A 16,608-nucleotide genomic window follows, 5' to 3' on the forward strand; every position below is an offset into this window, starting at 1 on the left:
GGGTTTTTTCACCGATTATCGGTTGCCAAAAGTTTGTAAAAAGTCACTTCTCTTTTCGTTTACAATATTCGCTTATTCCGGTCAATAACAGCAAACGCAGCCTCGATTCTGGAGTATCGCGCCCCAAGGTAGTTTTGAGCACATCGGTACCACTGTTGAGTATAGAAGCCGCCGCCCCTAGTACTTTGCCTTTTCGCATCGACTGCCAAACCTTTATGCCTCCTCCGGCAATTTTGCGGCTTACCTGCATTGCCTTGCCTTTTACACTTTCGGGTGGGTGTAAGTCCCCGTCATTGTGGGCTTTTACCACCGGGTAAAACATTTCCGACCTTTTGTATTTAAACTTCTTGGGTAAGTTTTCAGCACTGGCATAGTCATCTACTGTTTGCTGAAGTTGATCGCCTATAGCTTCATCGCCCAATACGTGTTTCATAAGTTCACTATCCAATCTTATTCCCACTTCTTGCAATGCCTTCATTCCTGCGGCTTCCAATTTGTCTACCCCCAGGCGTTTTGCCACAAAACGTGCCGCCATATTATCGATAACGGCTTTGCTTATGTTGGCACCTTTTTCTACAATTTTCTCTAGACTTGAACCTTTGCCCTCTACTTCATTGGCTTTGGCCTCCAGGTACCCTGTCACATGTTGAGTAACAAGGTCACTCAGGGTATTAAGATTCTGAATAAAACTATTATCTACTGCATCGCTATTCATTGTACTATATATTTTAACTCATCTTGGTTTTCTTCCGGATTTGCAAAATTCTCCAAAAAATGAGTTTACTTATTGGTCAAACTGCTTCCCTTGGCTCCAGTTATGTACACCCTTTTCTTTTGGAGGCAACACTTGTACCTAATCACTCAGTATCTTCATCAGGTAAAATCTCAATATCTTGAATTAACACCTTTTTGGCAATGCCTTTTCCCGTAAGGGTAGCCGCCAAGCCACCCAGGGCAGTTTCCTTGTAACGGGTTTCCATGCTTTGCCCTATCTCTCCCATGGCTGCTACACATTCGTCTACCGGAATCACCGCGTTTACGTCAGCAATGGCAATTTGTGCCGACGAAAAGGCAATGGCTGCGGCGCTGGCATTGCGTACTACGCAAGGTACTTCTACCAAACCCGCTACCGGGTCGCACACCAACCCCAGCATACACTGAATAGTAATGGCTACCGCATTGAAGGCTTGGTCTACGGTGCCCCCCAAACAATAGACTATAGCGCCCGATCCCATGGCGGCGGCGGAACCAGTTTCTGCCTGGCACCCCCCTACCGCCCCGGCAAGACTGGCGTTGCGCTCTATGATTAAGGCAATGCCTGCGGCTACCAGCAAGCCTTCGCATATTTTTTCGTCAGACAAGCCGTGCAAACTCTGCAAGTTGGTAAGCACCCCCGGCAATATGCCCGATGCCCCTGCGGTAGGTGCTGCCACTACCCGTCCCATACAAGAGTTTACTTCTTTGGCAGCCAATGCACTGGAAATAACTTCAGTAAATTCACGCGATAGCACAGTTACAGGGTGGTTGTATACTTTTTTTGCTCCATTGTCAATCATTCCTGAGCGCGACTTCATATCGCTGTTCAAGCCAGTCTTAACCGCCTCTTTCATCACTTGGTATGCCTTGAGCAAGCCCTCCTGTATGGTTTGCTCGTCTCGTCCTTTTTGCTCTGTTTCATACTCTAGTACCGGCTTGTACAAAGGCAAGTTTTTTTCTTTACAGTATTGTCTCCAGCTCTCAAAATTTTCGAATAATAATGCCATAATCTATTTTATTGAGTGTGTGTTTTTCTTACTCTACCCAGCTTTTTTTTAAAAGTAGCTTCCTCACCTTGCCTGCTCCGAGCTTGTCCTCGGAGGTTGCGTGTCTTCATCAATTGATAAATCCCGCCATGCGGGAGCGATCGAAACCCTAAAATAAGCCATTTTTAAGCTTGTGGGTGAGGTGATTTGTGAAGACACAAATCAGGGCGAAAAATAGTAGGGTAGAGTATGTTTTTCTTTTAATCCATTGGTTTTCTTGTTTCAATGTACAAAGAAATTCAAATAGTTCCACTCAATAAACATTGATAGTTCTAAAATCAAAATACTTGCCCTGCCAGTCAACATTCTATTACAGACCCTGCCCACCGAATCAACCTAAAGTTGACCTGGGTTTTATTAAAAAAAAGCAAGTGGGTTGATATTCAGATCAAAATTTTAGTATAGTTTTACTGTTTGTTTTACCCTACTTGGCTTTTGGCGCAACACTTACCAGGTGGCGTCAGCCTCTCCTCAGTAAAACTTCACAAGAAGTTGAGTAGCGTATATTATTGATGCTTGAAAAAACTTATCCTCATGGAAATACAAAATTTCAGTTGGAATCTTGACAAAACCACTATCGAAGGCAAGGTATGGAAAACCGACCACCCACCCAAGGGTGTGGTAGCTTTGGTGCACGGCTTTGGCGAACACATAGAACGCTACCAACATGTAGCCGAATATTTTAACACCCGCGACATTGCCCTTATTGGCTACGACCAACGTGGCCACGGGAAAACCAATGGTAAAAGAGGACATGTGCACCCTTACGAACATTTATTAAATGATGTGGATCGTTTGCTCCAGGAGACAAAGAACAGGTTTCCGGGCGTACCTATTATTTTGTATGGGCACAGCTGGGGAGGAAACACGGTCAGTAATTATATATTAAAAAAAGAAGTGTTACCACTGGCTGGAGTAGTATTATCATCGCCTTGGTTGCGCCTTGCTTTTGAGCCACCCAAGCTCCAGGTGATGTTAGGCAAGTTGGTAGGTAAGTTTTTGCCAGGCATGACCCAACCCAACAACCTGGACTCTGCGGAGCTGTCTAACGACCAAGAGGTGGGCAAAGCGTATGATGCTGACCCTTTGGTACATGGGCAAGTATCGGTGGCTACATTTTTTGGTGCACATAATGGGGGCAATTGGGCTTTAGAGAATGCTTCGAAGCTCACCGTTGACACATTGATCATGCACGGCACCGCCGACAAAATCACTTCACATGAAGCCTCTAAAAAGTTTGCCCAAAAAGCGGGCGATAAGGCTACCTTGCAGTTATGGGAGGGCTTGCGGCACGAAACACATAATGAAATAAAAAAAGACGAAGTACTTCAGTTTGTAGCCGATTGGATAGTTACAAAACTGGGCTAGGCTAAAAAGGCTTAGGGGTGCTCTCGACTCTTAATACTCATAGCAATACATTATGAAGGTAGACGTTGAAAAATTTAATTTCCAAAGCGATAAAATTCTATCTTCGCTATCGCCCGAAGAACGCACCATGTTTTTAAGCGTGGCTTATCCGCTTGCTTTCAAAAAAGGGAAACTGGTGTTTTATGAAGAGGGCATTCCTACTGGGGTGTTTATTATTGAAAGTGGACGGGCTAAGATTTTTAAAACAGGGCTGGATGGCAAAGACCAGATTTTTTATATTTATAAACAAGGCGATTTGTTAGGCTACCACGCACTGCTTTGCAACGAAAAGTATGCCGACTCTTGCGAGGCTTTAGAAGATTGTCAGATGCTGTTTATCAATCAACTAAAGTTTGAGCAACTGTTGGTACAAATACCCCACTTACAAGCATTGCTTATTCAAAATATGAGTCACGAGTTTGGGGTAATGGTCAACACGATTACGGTGTTGGCACAAAAACCTTTGCGAGAACGCCTGGCGTTGTTTCTGTTATTGCTAGAGCAAAAATACAGTGATACACCAGGCAAACCTGGCAAAATTGTACTTCCCCGCGAAGACCTCGCCAATATAGTAGGCACCGCCCGCGAAAGCCTGGGTAGGTTGCTCAAAGAGTTTAGGGAAGAAAAATTGATTTTGATAGAAAACAAAGCCATTACCCTTATCAACTCCACCAAGTTGCACCAAATGGCCAATTCTCAATATACCTGATGTGCTGACCAAACTTACCTAAACCGTCGGTATTTACGCAAAAATGCACGGGCTTCTTTATAACGCTTGCTCCGGCGCTTGGCATACTTTCTTACCTTGCGGTAATAGAGCTTTGCCAGGCGTATTTTCTTTTCATCACGGGCAATTCGAGCCAGCTTTACCATCGCCGATTGGTAATAGCCCGACCCTATACTTTTTGTTTGTTCGGCAAACCTTACCGTTTGTTGAAAGTATTTTTTTGCTTCGGCTTTGTTGTGGTAACGGTACAAGTAAGTATACCCCAAAAAATAACTGGCATAACGACCACTTACTGCTTCATAACCTGTTTTGCCCGCCGCTATTTTATTCAAAATACTTTTAGACACCAGCGTAAGTTCAGAAAACCAACCAGAGGTAAACGCAAGGCTGGCATAACTTCGCTCAAAGTAGGGGTTGTCAGGAAAGGTACGGTATAAATAACGGGCAAAGTGCAATGCCTTGGTGCGGTCTTTTTCATAATATCTATAAATCTCCATTAAGTGATATTGCGCCTCGGTACGGGTATAAAAAGCATTGTAGGCTACCTTGGTGAGCTGCTTGACCCCTTTCGCTTTATTGCCTCGCGGAAACAGGGCAAGCAAAGGTCTTAAAATAGGTTTTTCTTTGCGCAATTGCGCCGTATAATAGTTATAGATGGCATCGCCAAACATGAGCTCAGGACTCATCTGATTCAATTTTTTGCTTCGACGCAAGTATTTGAGCGAGGCTTTGGCGGCTACCAACGATTTTCGCCACTTTTTGCGGTAGGCATAAAAAGTAGCCTTGAGCCCATAACCTGCTGATAGAAAAAATGACGCTTCTATATCTTTGCGGTTTTTACGGTACATACCTTTGGCAAGGTCGGTAACTTTGTTCATGTACTGCAAAAACTTTTGGTCGTAGGTTTTTATATCCTGATTGGGCATTATTTTCCACCATTGGCTTAAGCCAAACAAAAAATAAGGCATAGGATGGTGGGGGTGCTTCTCGCGAAAAAACTCGAAATTATTTTCAGCAACATCAAACTTAAAATTATACATCGCATTGATAGCATGCGCTATATCAATCTGAGTTTGCATATCGAGCAGTAAAACCTTCTTGCCACCTTTGCTATTGTCGGAGTGTTCGGTTTGCCCCAAGGCTGGCAAGCTAAGGCAAGTAATGATGAGTAGCCAGGCGTAAATTTTGGTGCGTAAAAAATACATATAGTGTATGATATTGTTTAAAGTGTTTTTGTGTGTTTGCCCACATCAAACGTGATGAAAAAGGACAAAACCATCACCCAAAAATGTACAATAGTGGGCTTGGTTACAAAACGACAGACTGAGGGGGGAAGTTTGAGCAGAGGTGTATATTTGGGGTTGCTTTCGCAGAAAAACCTACGTACCCAACGTCCAAAATATCCAGGTTTACCTCAAAAACGATAAAGTCTGACAAAACTCTCCCATCTTTTTTGAGTTAATTTTTATTTCGAATAGATTTTCTTCCTAAATTTGAACCTTTGTAAAATACTATAATGCCTTGATCAGGCATTTTTGCCCCAACGTTTGGCAAAGGTATGTTTACAAAAGCTGATGAAGTTTTTTCAATCAGTTCAAATCATTGTTTTAGCTACAAATCTACAATTTTATAGTGCATAGTGTCCAGTTAAAAGACAAAACTTTCGACCTCTACCTTAGCAGCGAGTCGATTCAAAAAGAAGTTCAACGCATTGCTTCCGAAATAGATAAGGATTATGCACAAAAACAGCCTTTGCTTTTTGTTGCAGTACTCAATGGAGCCTTTAGGTTTATGGGTGACTTGATTACCCACATGAAAACTCCTGCCGAAATTGCTTTTATCAAAGTAGCCTCGTACAGTGGAGTGGCAAGCACTGGGCAACTCACCGAAGTAATGGGGTTGGATGTGTCGTTGAAAGACAAACATGTGGTCATTGTTGAAGACATTGTGGACACAGGGTTTACGATGGAAAAGCTTCTGAAACAGTTTGAAGCCCAGTCGCCGGCATCGCTTGAAATAGCTACTTTGCTTACCAAGCCCGAATGTCTTAAGGCAGAGGTATACCCTAAATATGTAGGAATAGAGATTCCTGACAAGTTTGTGGTGGGCTATGGGCTTGACTACGACCAGGAAGGTAGAACACTGAATGCAATTTATGCTATCAAATAAGCGCATGTTTAAAATTATAATCTGGACTAAAAAAGTAGCTTTTACGCGCTGACTTTAGTGATTTTAGCCGTTGGCAGAGCTCAGCGCAGCAAAGCTGCAGCTATCGGTTTTAAGCAATAGCTTTGGCTATTCCTTCTAAAATATACTTCGTCAGCACAAAAAATCCGTCATTTTTAATTCCGAAGACACACTTTAAACATACTCTAATAAATTTTACAGGCTTTCCTGTTTCACCACTGCATAACGGTGTTTGTTTGCTCAAAACCCAATGAGTGGTGTATCACCTGTTTGAAACCTTACAGTAAAAACTTCAGGCAGGTACTCAATTCACATTAAATGTGTTATCTGTGCCTTGGATGATGGTAAACCCCAACAAAAAAGGCAAACGTTTTTAAACTAAAAATATACTCTAGTATGCTTAATTTAATATTGTTTGGCCCCCCAGGTGCCGGAAAGGGAACACAAAGTAAAAAACTGATAGAAAAGTACGAACTTATTCACTTATCAACCGGAGACATTTTGCGTGGTGAAGTGGCCGCTTCTACTCCTCTTGGTCTCAAAGCCCGCGACTTGATGAGCAAGGGTCAATTGGTTCCTGATGAAATAGTGATAGGAATGATTGACAACAAGTTTAAAGAAAATAAAGAGGCCAATGGTTTCGTGTTTGACGGTTTTCCACGCACGGTGGCACAAGCTGAGGCACTTGACAAACTACTGGCTGACAACGGGCAAAGCATTTCTCAAATGATTGAGCTTAAAGTAGGTGATGATGAATTGATGAAACGTATTCTGGAGCGTGGCAAAACTTCTGGTCGTCCTGATGACCAAAAGGAGATTTTGATCCAAAGCCGATTGGATGTATACAAAAACGAAACTGCTCCAGTAGCCGACCATTACAAGGCACAAGATAAATATGTAGCCATTGAAGGGGTAGGCTCTATTGATGAAATTTTTGAGACGCTTTGCGGCAAAATAGATGCTCTTGCCTAAATACAAGGCATTGCTCAAAAGGTTATCTGTTACTTAGTAGTGTTAGTGTAGCCATTAGTTTTTTAATAAAAAGCGTTTTATACCTGCCAGGTTTCCAAAACCTGGCAGGTATAGGTCTATACTAGTGAGTGTAACAGATAGCCTTTTTTAGTAGCAGTACAGGCTGATAAAAATATAATTTACAACTCTTAAAATACAAACAGGTTTGGCAAATTCTAACTTTATAGATTACGTAAAAGTGCAATGTCGTTCGGGACATGGTGGAGCAGGTTCGTCGCATTTTCGCCGCGAAAAACACGTGCCACTTGGAGGACCCGACGGAGGCGATGGCGGAAGAGGTGGACACATTATTTTACGGGGCAATGCTCAGTTATGGACTTTGCTGCACCTGAAATACCAAAAACACATCACTGCCGGGCAAGGCAACCCTGGCGAGGGTGCCGGACGCACTGGAGCCCAAGGCAAAGATATTATACTGGAAGTACCCATTGGCACGGTGGCAAAAAACGCTGAAACTGGTGAGGTAAAACTTGAAGTGACCGAAGATGGACAAGAGGTGATTTTAACCCCAGGTGGAAGAGGTGGTTTAGGTAATCGCAACTTTAAATCATCGACCAACCAAAGCCCGCACTATGCCCAACCTGGCGAAAAAGGCGTGGAAGAATGGGTGGTATTGGAACTTAAAATATTGGCCGATGTAGGTTTGGTAGGTTTCCCCAATGCAGGCAAGTCTACTTTGCTATCGGTAGTGTCTGCTGCCAAGCCCGAAATAGCCAATTACGCTTTTACAACCTTGGTGCCCAATCTGGGCGTGGTAGCTTACCGCGATTATAAATCGTTTGTGATGGCTGATATTCCAGGAATTATAGAAGGCGCAGCCGAAGGTAAAGGCTTGGGGTTGAGATTTTTACGCCACATTGAACGCAATTCTCTCTTGCTGTTTTTAGTATCTGCCGAAAACGTCAATATCAAAGAAGAGTACGAAACTTTGCTGGGCGAATTACGCAAGTACAACCCCGAACTCTTGGACAAGAAAAGGATTTTGGCGGTGTCTAAAGCTGATATGCTCGACGAAGAGCTTGAGCAAGAGGTGCAGAAAATTTTAGACAACGAAATTCCAGGCGATATACCCACGCTTATTTTTTCTTCGGTTACTCAAAAAGGGCTTGACCCACTCAAAGATACCATTATGCGTATGCTCACTCAAAAAGATGAAGAAGTGTATTAGTAGTGACGTTTGCCTCTTTCTTAGGCAGTAAGCATTCAAATTTTGCATCTATTTACACACCTCTGCGTATAGGTAAATCTACACACCAAAGAAACTGTTGAAAAAACTAATCAAGAGATGAGTAAAGACAATAAAAAAAACAAAAACAAACTCCACGCAGTACTTGCTGTAGAAGCAACCAATAAAGCTCAATCTGAAAAAATTCTGAATGAGCAAACTGCCAACTTCACCAAAAACGATACCCGCTTTGATGGGTTGACCAGGGTATTGATTCCAATGGAAGGTGAGGGAGAACGAATGACTACTGATAATAAAATTATCAATTATACAGTCATTGAAAATGTGGCTTATGCGTCGGATATTGTATGTAAATACCTCAATACTACGCTCACCAAAGAAGAAACCAACTCATCGGGGGCGGCACGTGCCGAATTGATGATAGAAGGCAAAAGTTATGGCGATGTAAGTGCTACTTCGTTGCTTGCCCTGGAAAACTACCTTGCCAAGGTGCGCCGTTTTTATGAGGCTATTCCTACGCTTGACCCTACTAAAGACTGGAAAGACGATGAGGGTAAAAGTAGAGGGTATAAAAAAACCGATCCTGAGCACAAGTACAAAACCGAAAAACGTACCAAACATATTGTAGTACATCCTCCTACTGAGCATTTTCCTGCCGAGATTCGCGAATCAAGCACCGATGCTCAGGTGGGTAAGTACGAAACTGTATATACCAGTACCAAAATATCTACCCGTGACAAGGCAGAACTGCTGAAGCGCATAGATACAGTACTGGAAGCCGTGAAAACCACTCGCTCTAAAGCCAATGAAGCAGAGGCAGTGCAAAGCGAGCTTGCCACAAAATTGTTCGAGTTTATAAACAAAGATATTATAAACCCGTAAGAAGGTCTTATGAAGCCTAGTATCAGTCTTAGTTTTAGTTTAATAAGGCACTGAACACAAAGACGTAGGTTGACGCAACCAAACACCCAACCCGCTTGGTGCGCTCAACGCGAAATCACCGTTTGGTAGCCGATTAGTTACAGTGTACAGCTTCATAGTTTTAGTTTAAAAGATATTTATAGAACTTCTCGCAGATAGAACACCGTTGGACAAAGGTTCGAATCCTTTCCCCGAGTCTATGTTTTCAGATCATCGAAAATGGTTCAGCAATCATTCGGGGTAGCTCAGAGGTAGAGCAGCGGTTATAAGTTATAAAATCCGTGGTGAAAGTTTTATGAATATTATTTCGGTATTGAGTGGTTCGAATCCCTCCTCGCCCACAATGCTTATCACTGATAAAGCAGGTATTACTTGGGCGAGTGGCGAAATTGGTAGACGCACCTGACTTAAGATTAGGAACCTTATAAGGCGGACAGATGGGTATGAGCTGTCCGCCTTTTTTTATTCGATTGTTTTTCAATAACTTACAAGCTGTAATAATCATTTACTCACCTTTTTACTCACCTATCCAACCAATTTTAATGGGATATATTCATCGTTATTATGTGGAGAGTGCAAGGGTGTTGGTATATAATGAAGAACCTACCTCACCAGTTTTTGTACTCCTTCCATATCTTTCATTTTTAACCTCACCAAATACACCCCTTGCGGCAATTTTTGTACAGGCAACTCTCTATGAAGCAAAGTCTGGGTCTTTTTACCCTCTAACACCATGCACACTCGCCCCTGCAAGTCGGTAATGGTAATGGTGTACTTACCATATATATTGTTCTCTACTTCCAGCATCGATTGGCTCACGGCAGGATTAGGCGACAACTTCATGCTGTTAGAAAGTTTGTTTTTACTCAGTCCAGTGGCAGTCATGGCAACAGTAATCAGGTTAGAGGTAACCGAACAATCGTTGTTGGTAACCACCACAAAGTAAGAGCCGTCTTGAGTAGGTTGGTAAGTGCTCGCTATGGCATCCTTTAGTGGCTGATAATCGTGGTACCATTGATAACTTTGTGCTCCTTGTATACTTGTGGTCATGGATTGGGTAAGGCTGTCAGTAGTACGTATGTTTACGTCGAAACCAGAGGAGACAATGACCACCACTGGAACACTCGATTGTTTACGACAATCTCCTGCTATTATTTGACAATCGTATTCTCCGGTACGGTCGGCATTATACACAGGTAAGTTGGCATTAGGAATATTTATTCCATTCCTTTTCCATTGATACACCGCATCGGTTACATTGGTATTTACCCTTAACAAGGAGGTTTTGCCTGAACAAATATTTACTCCTCCCGAATTATTGGTAACCAATACAATCAGGTTACATTCCGTCTTAGAAGAATCAACATTGGAATAAGCTGACTCTCCTCCATCATTGCTGGCGCGCACCCGATAGTGATAAGTGCTATCTTCCTTTAACCCAAGGCTGCTAAAGCTGGTAGTTCCTCCAATTACCTGCCCTATTTCTGTCCAGATGGTAGCACTACTCAGCTTACGTTCTATCTTAAAAACTCTTTCATTGCTTGAGTTATCGCTCCAGGTGATGTCTATTTCGTTATGCGACACTGCTTCAGCAATCAGGTTGGTAGGAGCATTGGGTACAGCAATAGACAAGTCGGGCAGGGTAACCGCAGAGACCTCGACCGAATAAGGGGAATTACCATTGTCGTTAAAAGCCCCTACCCTAAAAGTATACTTTTGATTGGGAATCAAATTAGTAATTTCAACTGAGCGTGTATTGGCATCTACTTCCCTCACAGGAAAAAACGTTAAATCTTCTTCACTGTTGGTACGCAACCCATTACGTCCACCAGTAGTGCGTGCATCGGGTGGCTTAATGCCTAAAATATTGGCAAGCTCTACACTGTAACCAGTAGCTTCACGCGAAGTAGACGGAGCAGCGCTTACCTCCCAGGAAACAGCAATGGTTTTGAAGTCTTTCACCGTCAATTGTACATTTGTTGGGATAACAGGCACATCGGCAGTTTTTTCTGTAGCAATATTTGTATGTGTTTCCGACAAACCATCTTCGTTGAATGCCTGTACATAATAAAAATACGATTTATTATTGGTCAAGCCCACATTCTGGTAAGTCGTTACATTGGCGGGCACCGTGTCAATGGCAGTAAAAGTACCCAACTGACTGGTAGTACGTGATATAATAAAGCCAGCCTCATTGTTAGACTCATCGTCCCACTCCAAAAACAATTCGGTACCTGATATTGGGGTAACAGATAAGTTGGTAGGTGATGCAGGAGCATTAGATAAGGTAGTAGCAAATACTGTAGTGGTAAATGGTGAAAAACCTTCCGTTGATGCAGCTCTTACTTTATAATAATAGGTAGTGTTTGATTCAAGACCAGCATTGTCTATATAGCTTTCCATATCTGCTCCGGTAGTATTAATTATTGAAAATGAACCGGGTATCCCTGTTTCTGAACGGGAAATTGCATAGCCACTTTCGTTGGTAGCGTTGTCTTTCCATTCTAGTTGTATTTCGGTTTGAGAAAGTGCTACTGCGTTCAAGCTACTGGGTGACACTGGCGCTTGCCCTGGTATAAATACTGCTAAAGTATCAGAAAACCCTGAATTAGTTTGTCCTGGTGGAGCGACTGCCAACACTTTGTATATATACATTTTCTTTTCTTGTACTCCTATGTCTGTATGAAAATCAACATTGGCCTGGGCATCAAATATCTTTACAAAAGGACCAGGTACTGGAGGTATGCTTGAGCCCACCGCTTTAGCCCGGTATATTTCAAAACCTTGCTCAGTAGTACTGTTGTCTTCCCAAAATATATCTACCACCCCATCTACAGCTTCTACATCAATTAAAGTTGGAGCAGGCAAGCTACTTGCTTCTGCCGTAATATTAATCAAGTAAGTACCTTCATTAGGGTCATTGTTTAAAATGGTCAAGGTAGCAGTATGCACCCCTGCTGTAGTTGGGCTAAAGGTAACTTCGAAATCTTCAGCCTGGGTTTGTGGTATAGTACCTAAAACAGGTTGGATAATCGAGAATGCTGATTGGTTAGCTCCTCCTAACAAAACTTTTGGGTTACCGCTTAAAACTAAATCTGATCCTCCTATATTCAAGATAGTAAATGTGGCTGTTACAGGGCTTCCGATGCTTGCGATGCCTACATCCACTGTATTACCTGATGGAATACTATTTGCCTCTAACCTTACATCTATTTCGGGGGGTTGAGCAAAAGTATGAACGCCAAACAAACACAAGAAAAAACACCCCAAACTAAACTTTGCAGCTCCCTTCAATGCCTGAGTTATTGTCCATAGAGCAGCTTTTGTACTAAATAATTTTAAAGGAGAGGTAGTGTATATGTTCATAGTTTATTTTTATTGATATAGCAATGTCAGCTATGTTGTGTTACTTTGGTGGTGTATTTAGCTACACAATGCTTTTTTGCATACTGAGTAGTGCCTGACTAGCAATGTCTGTGCAAAATCGCTGTAAATTTAATACTATTCCAACTTAAAAAGTAAATCATCTTTAGGCATTTTTACGGCAAAATGAGCCCGATACCCTAAAATACACAAAAAAGTCCACTATTATTTCATAACTCACAAGATAATTATCACCGTAAGAGGCTACTTGTTTTACTACTTTCTTAGCATATAAGGTCTAGCGATGACACCAAAACAACCGTCAATTGGGGGTTACTTTGGCTTAAAAAGTAAATCGCATTCAGGCTATTTGCCGTATTTTAAGTTATATTTGTGTAGAATGCATAGTATATAAAAAAGAACTTAAAGGCATGGCTCAACTTTTACCCCGAATTTTTATTGGCGCATTTCTCTTGTTAATGTCAGGCATTGAACTTACCCAGGCTCAAATCTTTTACTCTCGTCCCCTGAAGGTTAAATTCTTAAATGCCCAACTTGATACCTCCACCAATAGTATAAAGATCAAATACGACTTAAAAGGCCCAAAAAACCGTTATTACAACCTGAAATTACTCTACTCTAATAACAAAGGAAACTCCTTCAAAGGTCCTTTACGTTCGCTTTCTGGCGATTTTGGCGATAGCGTTCGGGTAGGAAAAAGTAAAGTGGTAAGTTGGTCGTTTCTGAAAGATAACCCTTATTTTAACGGTAAAAATATTATGTTTCGGATAGAGGCAGAAGAAATACCTAAAATAGCCAAGGGTGGTCCCAAAAATGCCTTATGGTCTTTGTTATTACCTGGTTTGGGCGATCTAAAAGTACGCAATGGTTATCACTACGAGTGGATTACTGCCACTACTTTTGCACTGCTGGGAGCAGGCACACTGTTTTATATCAAAGCCAATAACGAACTCAGCGACTACAACAACCGCGTTCCCAATACTTTGTCTGACCACCAACAACTCTTCAATAAAGCACGCACGTCTAGCCGTTTGGCTTATGGTTTTTTTATAGCAGGGGGGGCGGTCTGGATCGCCGACATAGTAGGGGTGTATTTAAGGGGTTTGAAAAATAAGCGAGAGTTTGCTCCTAAAAAAGAAGACAATCAAAAGAAAACAGCTTTCTTAATGCCTTTAATTGTTCCTAATGTAAACCAGTATACAGGCAGTAGTCAAATATCATTGATCTGGCGATTCTAACCAGTGAAAAATACCATCAACAAAAGACACGTATATGAACTATAGATCTACTCTCTCATTATTGTTTGGAGGACTGTTACTGGGTTTAGTTGGCTGTTTACAAGTTCAAGAAATCCCATTCATTGAACTCCAGTCTCGTTTTTCGTTTGTGCAAAGCACGGTACAAGTGGGTGATACAGTTAAATTTTCGCAAAACTCAAGCACGGTGGCGAGTCAGTTTCTTTGGGATTTTGGCGACAATAAAACCAGTACCGAGCCATCGCCTTTGCACACTTACGACAGCATAGGCAATTTTACTGTCAAGCTCATTGCAACCAAACCTGATGGCATTACCAAAGACAGCAGCACCCAAACGATTAAAGTATTGCCCGCCACTGCAACTCCCAAAGAAGCTGCTACATTTGGGCTTGCGTCTGATGACGAAGTGGGCTTTAACTTTACCCCTGCTACAGACAATAGTGGCACAATACTAATGGCAAAAAAGAATGTCAACGTACTACAACTGCGCAAAATTGACAATTCAGGGAACGAACTTTGGGTACGCGATTTTAATAACCTTGCCGATGGGCAAGTGTATGGGCAACGCATAAGCCCTACCAACGATGGTGGCTTTGTAGTGGTAGGCTATATAGAAGACAGTCCTACCGAAAATGACGCTTTTGTGCTGAAAGTAAATAAAGATGGTGAGCTACAGTGGCAAAAAGTAGTAGCTACTGAACTAAATGAAAGTTTTAACGATGTGGTTGACCTCAATGGAAACCTGATAGTAGTAGGCTCATCACAAGTAGTAGGCGGACAATCGTCTATTCAGTTTGAGGTATATGACACCCAAAATGGCATACTGCTCGACAAACAAGAAATAAGCAGTGCCAACTGGACTGTATCATCTCTGGAGATTACTCAAGATGGAGGCTTTGTGGTAGTGGGCTTTGAAGATGACGCCCCATTGATTGTAAAGTTTGACCCCAGTCTTAAAATACAATGGAATACAACGCTGAGTATCAAGGGGAAAGCCAAGGCAGTGACCCAATCCGATAACCGGGATTTTATTTTTGTGGGTGAAACCACCGATGGAGACACTACCCACGCTTTTGTGGCGAGGGTAAACCAAGCTGGTACACTTATCTGGCTCAAAACAATGGAGTTGAGCAAAGAGTCTTTTTCTGATGTGGAAGAAGATAGCAACAAAGACATTATTGTATTGGGTACCCACGAAAACATTCTTACCAGTAAAGACATGATCATTGCCAAATACAATGCACAAGGAGACTTAAAGCAAGTAAAGCTCATTGGAGGAAAGGAAGAGGACGAGGGCAACAAATTGGCAATAAACCCTGGCGACAATAACCGATTGGTTTTGATTGGCTCTACTGAAAGCTTTGGCACAAAAAACAACCGAAAAGATATTTTTATTGTATTCCTTGATTCATCTTTGGAATAAGTAAAACTACAAAAATAACCTAATCCACTGAATTTCGTCTCTGACCGTTGTACTTCTTCAAAAAATAGTTCCGTAGCTAAGGCTACGCAAAGATTTTTTTCATCGTCCAACAAACAGATACTGCCTTCTTTTGGATTACTTTATTTTTTCCATTTTACTAAGTACAATCAAGCTTTTAAAATACTTTGTAAAACTACCTACAGCCATACTCGTTTATTTAATAACACATCACATTAAACTCTGGCTTTTGATTACCTAAATATGTTAGGCAAAATGAAAACAACTAAACATTTTATTCTCTGGTCGCTGGCAATTTTAGGGTTGTTTGCAACAATCCTACCTGCCAACGCTCAGGAAAGAGGCAATAAAAAGAAAAAAGTAAAAAAAACGCTCACCAATAGTCGTACTTACAATTTTGACCTGAAATATTTACGTAAGGGTAAAAGCGACGAAGGTGATGACCTGGATTTTGACGTAGGGGGTACCGGAAAAAACTTTATGCTGGTGCTTGCCGTGGATAGATACAAGTATTGGAAGTCGCTCAAAAACCCAATCAAAGACGCCAATGATGTAAAAACAGTGTTGATGAAAAGGTATGGTTTTGCTCAGGAAAACGTATACGAGCTGTACAATGAAGATGTAAACCTCGAAAAAGTACGCAAAATCTTCACTAAACTGAAAGAAAAAGGTACCGGAATGGACAACCTGTTTATTTACTACTCAGGACACGGCTACTATGACGCTTCGTTTGACGAAGGTTACTGGGTACCTTCAGAGGGTAAGATCAACCAAACATCTACTTATATACCCAATACTAAGCTCAAGCAATACATCAAAGCGTTGAACCATCGCCATGTATTTTTAGTGGCTGACGCCTGTTTTTCAGGAGCTTTGTTTTCGGAAGCACACCGGGGGTATATAGAAAAAGTAGAACAGGTAAAATCTCGTTGGGGGCTTACTTCGGGCAACCTGGAGTATGTATCGGACGGCAAGGAGGGTAAAAATAGCCCATTTGCTTCTTACCTGATCAAGTTTTTGAAAGACAACTTAAAAGACAAATTTGCTGTATCAGAACTTATTCAATATGTAACTGTAGCAGTGGCCGACAATACCGAACAGAACCCTATAGGCAACCCGCTCAAAGGGGTAGGCAACGAAGGGGGACAATTTGTTTTTAGGCTTAAGTAACCATCGATAGGTGCAAATAGGTACTAGTGTTACTTCAACTTTGGTTATTAGGGTATAGTTTTTATATTAGCATCCAAAAGGATATGTCACAAAAG

The 16,608-nt window shown here is 41.8% G+C and carries 13 protein-coding genes and 1 tRNA gene; 10 read left to right on the top strand and 4 right to left on the bottom strand.

The genetic code is table 11. From position 1 onward, the window contains the following. Positions 1-43 precede the first annotated feature (43 nt). On the bottom strand, positions 44-715 hold the full coding sequence (locus Q0954_RS22135; RefSeq protein WP_299460526.1) for a hypothetical protein: 672 nt from the start codon (positions 713-715) through the stop codon (positions 44-46). A gap of 142 nt (positions 716-857) precedes the next feature. Next, a complete protein-coding gene (sdaAA, locus tag Q0954_RS22140; protein ID WP_299460528.1) occupies positions 858-1,763 on the bottom strand; it encodes an L-serine ammonia-lyase, iron-sulfur-dependent, subunit alpha in 906 nt (301 codons plus the stop codon). A 573-nt stretch (positions 1,764-2,336) separates the two neighbouring features. On the opposite strand from sdaAA, the gene Q0954_RS22145 reads away from it, so the two are divergent. Together Q0954_RS22145 and Q0954_RS22150 are read left to right on the top strand one after the other, a co-directional pair. Continuing rightward, positions 2,337-3,170, top strand: coding sequence for an alpha/beta hydrolase (locus tag Q0954_RS22145; RefSeq protein WP_299460530.1), 834 nt, complete (start codon positions 2,337-2,339; stop codon positions 3,168-3,170). A gap of 52 nt (positions 3,171-3,222) precedes the next feature. Further along, a complete protein-coding gene (locus Q0954_RS22150) occupies positions 3,223-3,918 on the top strand; it encodes a Crp/Fnr family transcriptional regulator (protein ID WP_299460532.1) in 696 nt (231 codons plus the stop codon). 14 nt (positions 3,919-3,932) lie between these two features. Here the strand turns inward: Q0954_RS22150 and Q0954_RS22155 are convergent, their stop codons facing one another. Next, a complete protein-coding gene (locus Q0954_RS22155) occupies positions 3,933-5,141 on the bottom strand; it encodes a hypothetical protein (RefSeq protein WP_299460534.1) in 1,209 nt (402 codons plus the stop codon). A 427-nt stretch (positions 5,142-5,568) separates the two neighbouring features. Between Q0954_RS22155 and hpt the strand changes: the two genes are divergently transcribed. From hpt to Q0954_RS22180, 5 genes are all read left to right on the top strand, one after another. Continuing rightward, positions 5,569-6,105 carry a hypoxanthine phosphoribosyltransferase gene (hpt, locus tag Q0954_RS22160; protein WP_299460536.1) on the top strand — a complete coding sequence of 179 codons (537 nt, stop codon included), beginning with the start codon at positions 5,569-5,571 and terminating at the stop codon, positions 6,103-6,105. A 414-nt stretch (positions 6,106-6,519) separates the two neighbouring features. Beyond that, positions 6,520-7,095, top strand: a complete 576-nt coding sequence (locus tag Q0954_RS22165) for an adenylate kinase (protein WP_299460538.1) — start codon at positions 6,520-6,522, stop codon at positions 7,093-7,095. A gap of 205 nt (positions 7,096-7,300) precedes the next feature. Beyond that, a complete protein-coding gene (gene obgE, locus Q0954_RS22170; RefSeq protein WP_299460540.1) occupies positions 7,301-8,323 on the top strand; it encodes a GTPase ObgE in 1,023 nt (340 codons plus the stop codon). 117 nt (positions 8,324-8,440) lie between these two features. Beyond that, a complete protein-coding gene (locus tag Q0954_RS22175; protein ID WP_299460542.1) occupies positions 8,441-9,223 on the top strand; it encodes a hypothetical protein in 783 nt (260 codons plus the stop codon). Positions 9,224-9,499: 276 nt separating this feature from the next. Then, positions 9,500-9,603 (top strand) — tRNA-OTHER (locus Q0954_RS22180). Between the two features lie 262 nt (positions 9,604-9,865). Here Q0954_RS22180 and Q0954_RS22185 read toward each other — a convergent pair. Further along, the gene (locus tag Q0954_RS22185) at positions 9,866-12,628 is read right to left on the bottom strand and encodes a fibronectin type III domain-containing protein (RefSeq protein ID WP_299460544.1); all 2,763 of its coding nucleotides are present in this window, start codon (positions 12,626-12,628) and stop codon (positions 9,866-9,868) included. A gap of 428 nt (positions 12,629-13,056) precedes the next feature. Between Q0954_RS22185 and Q0954_RS22190 the strand changes: the two genes are divergently transcribed. From Q0954_RS22190 to Q0954_RS22200, 3 genes are all read left to right on the top strand, one after another. Next, positions 13,057-13,884: a hypothetical protein gene (locus Q0954_RS22190; protein WP_299460546.1), complete on the top strand. Its 828-nt coding sequence runs from the start codon at positions 13,057-13,059 to the stop codon at positions 13,882-13,884. Between the two features lie 34 nt (positions 13,885-13,918). After that, the gene (locus tag Q0954_RS22195; RefSeq protein ID WP_299460548.1) at positions 13,919-15,325 is read left to right on the top strand and encodes a PKD domain-containing protein; all 1,407 of its coding nucleotides are present in this window, start codon (positions 13,919-13,921) and stop codon (positions 15,323-15,325) included. A 273-nt stretch (positions 15,326-15,598) separates the two neighbouring features. Then, positions 15,599-16,513: a caspase family protein gene (locus Q0954_RS22200; protein WP_299460549.1), complete on the top strand. Its 915-nt coding sequence runs from the start codon at positions 15,599-15,601 to the stop codon at positions 16,511-16,513. Positions 16,514-16,608: the final 95 nt, after the last annotated feature.

This window comes from uncultured Microscilla sp. (assembly GCF_947493425.1).
Lineage (GTDB): Bacteria > Bacteroidota > Bacteroidia > Cytophagales > Microscillaceae > Microscilla.

What these genes read in the sequence shown, in the direction of transcription:
- Q0954_RS22145 (WP_299460530.1), top strand. Translation starts at nt 2,337, where the DNA reads ATGGAAATACAAAATTTCAGTTGGAATCTTGACAAAACCACTATCGAA.
- Q0954_RS22190 (WP_299460546.1), top strand. Translation starts at nt 13,057, where the DNA reads ATGGCTCAACTTTTACCCCGAATTTTTATTGGCGCATTTCTCTTGTTA.
- Q0954_RS22155 (WP_299460534.1), bottom strand. Translation starts at nt 5,141, where the DNA reads ATGTATTTTTTACGCACCAAAATTTACGCCTGGCTACTCATCATTACT.
- Q0954_RS22135 (WP_299460526.1), bottom strand. Translation starts at nt 715, where the DNA reads ATGAATAGCGATGCAGTAGATAATAGTTTTATTCAGAATCTTAATACC.
- Q0954_RS22195 (WP_299460548.1), top strand. Translation starts at nt 13,919, where the DNA reads ATGAACTATAGATCTACTCTCTCATTATTGTTTGGAGGACTGTTACTG.
- Q0954_RS22150 (WP_299460532.1), top strand. Translation starts at nt 3,223, where the DNA reads ATGAAGGTAGACGTTGAAAAATTTAATTTCCAAAGCGATAAAATTCTA.
- Q0954_RS22165 (WP_299460538.1), top strand. Translation starts at nt 6,520, where the DNA reads ATGCTTAATTTAATATTGTTTGGCCCCCCAGGTGCCGGAAAGGGAACA.
- Q0954_RS22185 (WP_299460544.1), bottom strand. Translation starts at nt 12,628, where the DNA reads ATGAACATATACACTACCTCTCCTTTAAAATTATTTAGTACAAAAGCT.
- sdaAA (WP_299460528.1), bottom strand. Translation starts at nt 1,763, where the DNA reads ATGGCATTATTATTCGAAAATTTTGAGAGCTGGAGACAATACTGTAAA.
- Q0954_RS22175 (WP_299460542.1), top strand. Translation starts at nt 8,441, where the DNA reads ATGAGTAAAGACAATAAAAAAAACAAAAACAAACTCCACGCAGTACTT.
- Q0954_RS22200 (WP_299460549.1), top strand. Translation starts at nt 15,599, where the DNA reads ATGAAAACAACTAAACATTTTATTCTCTGGTCGCTGGCAATTTTAGGG.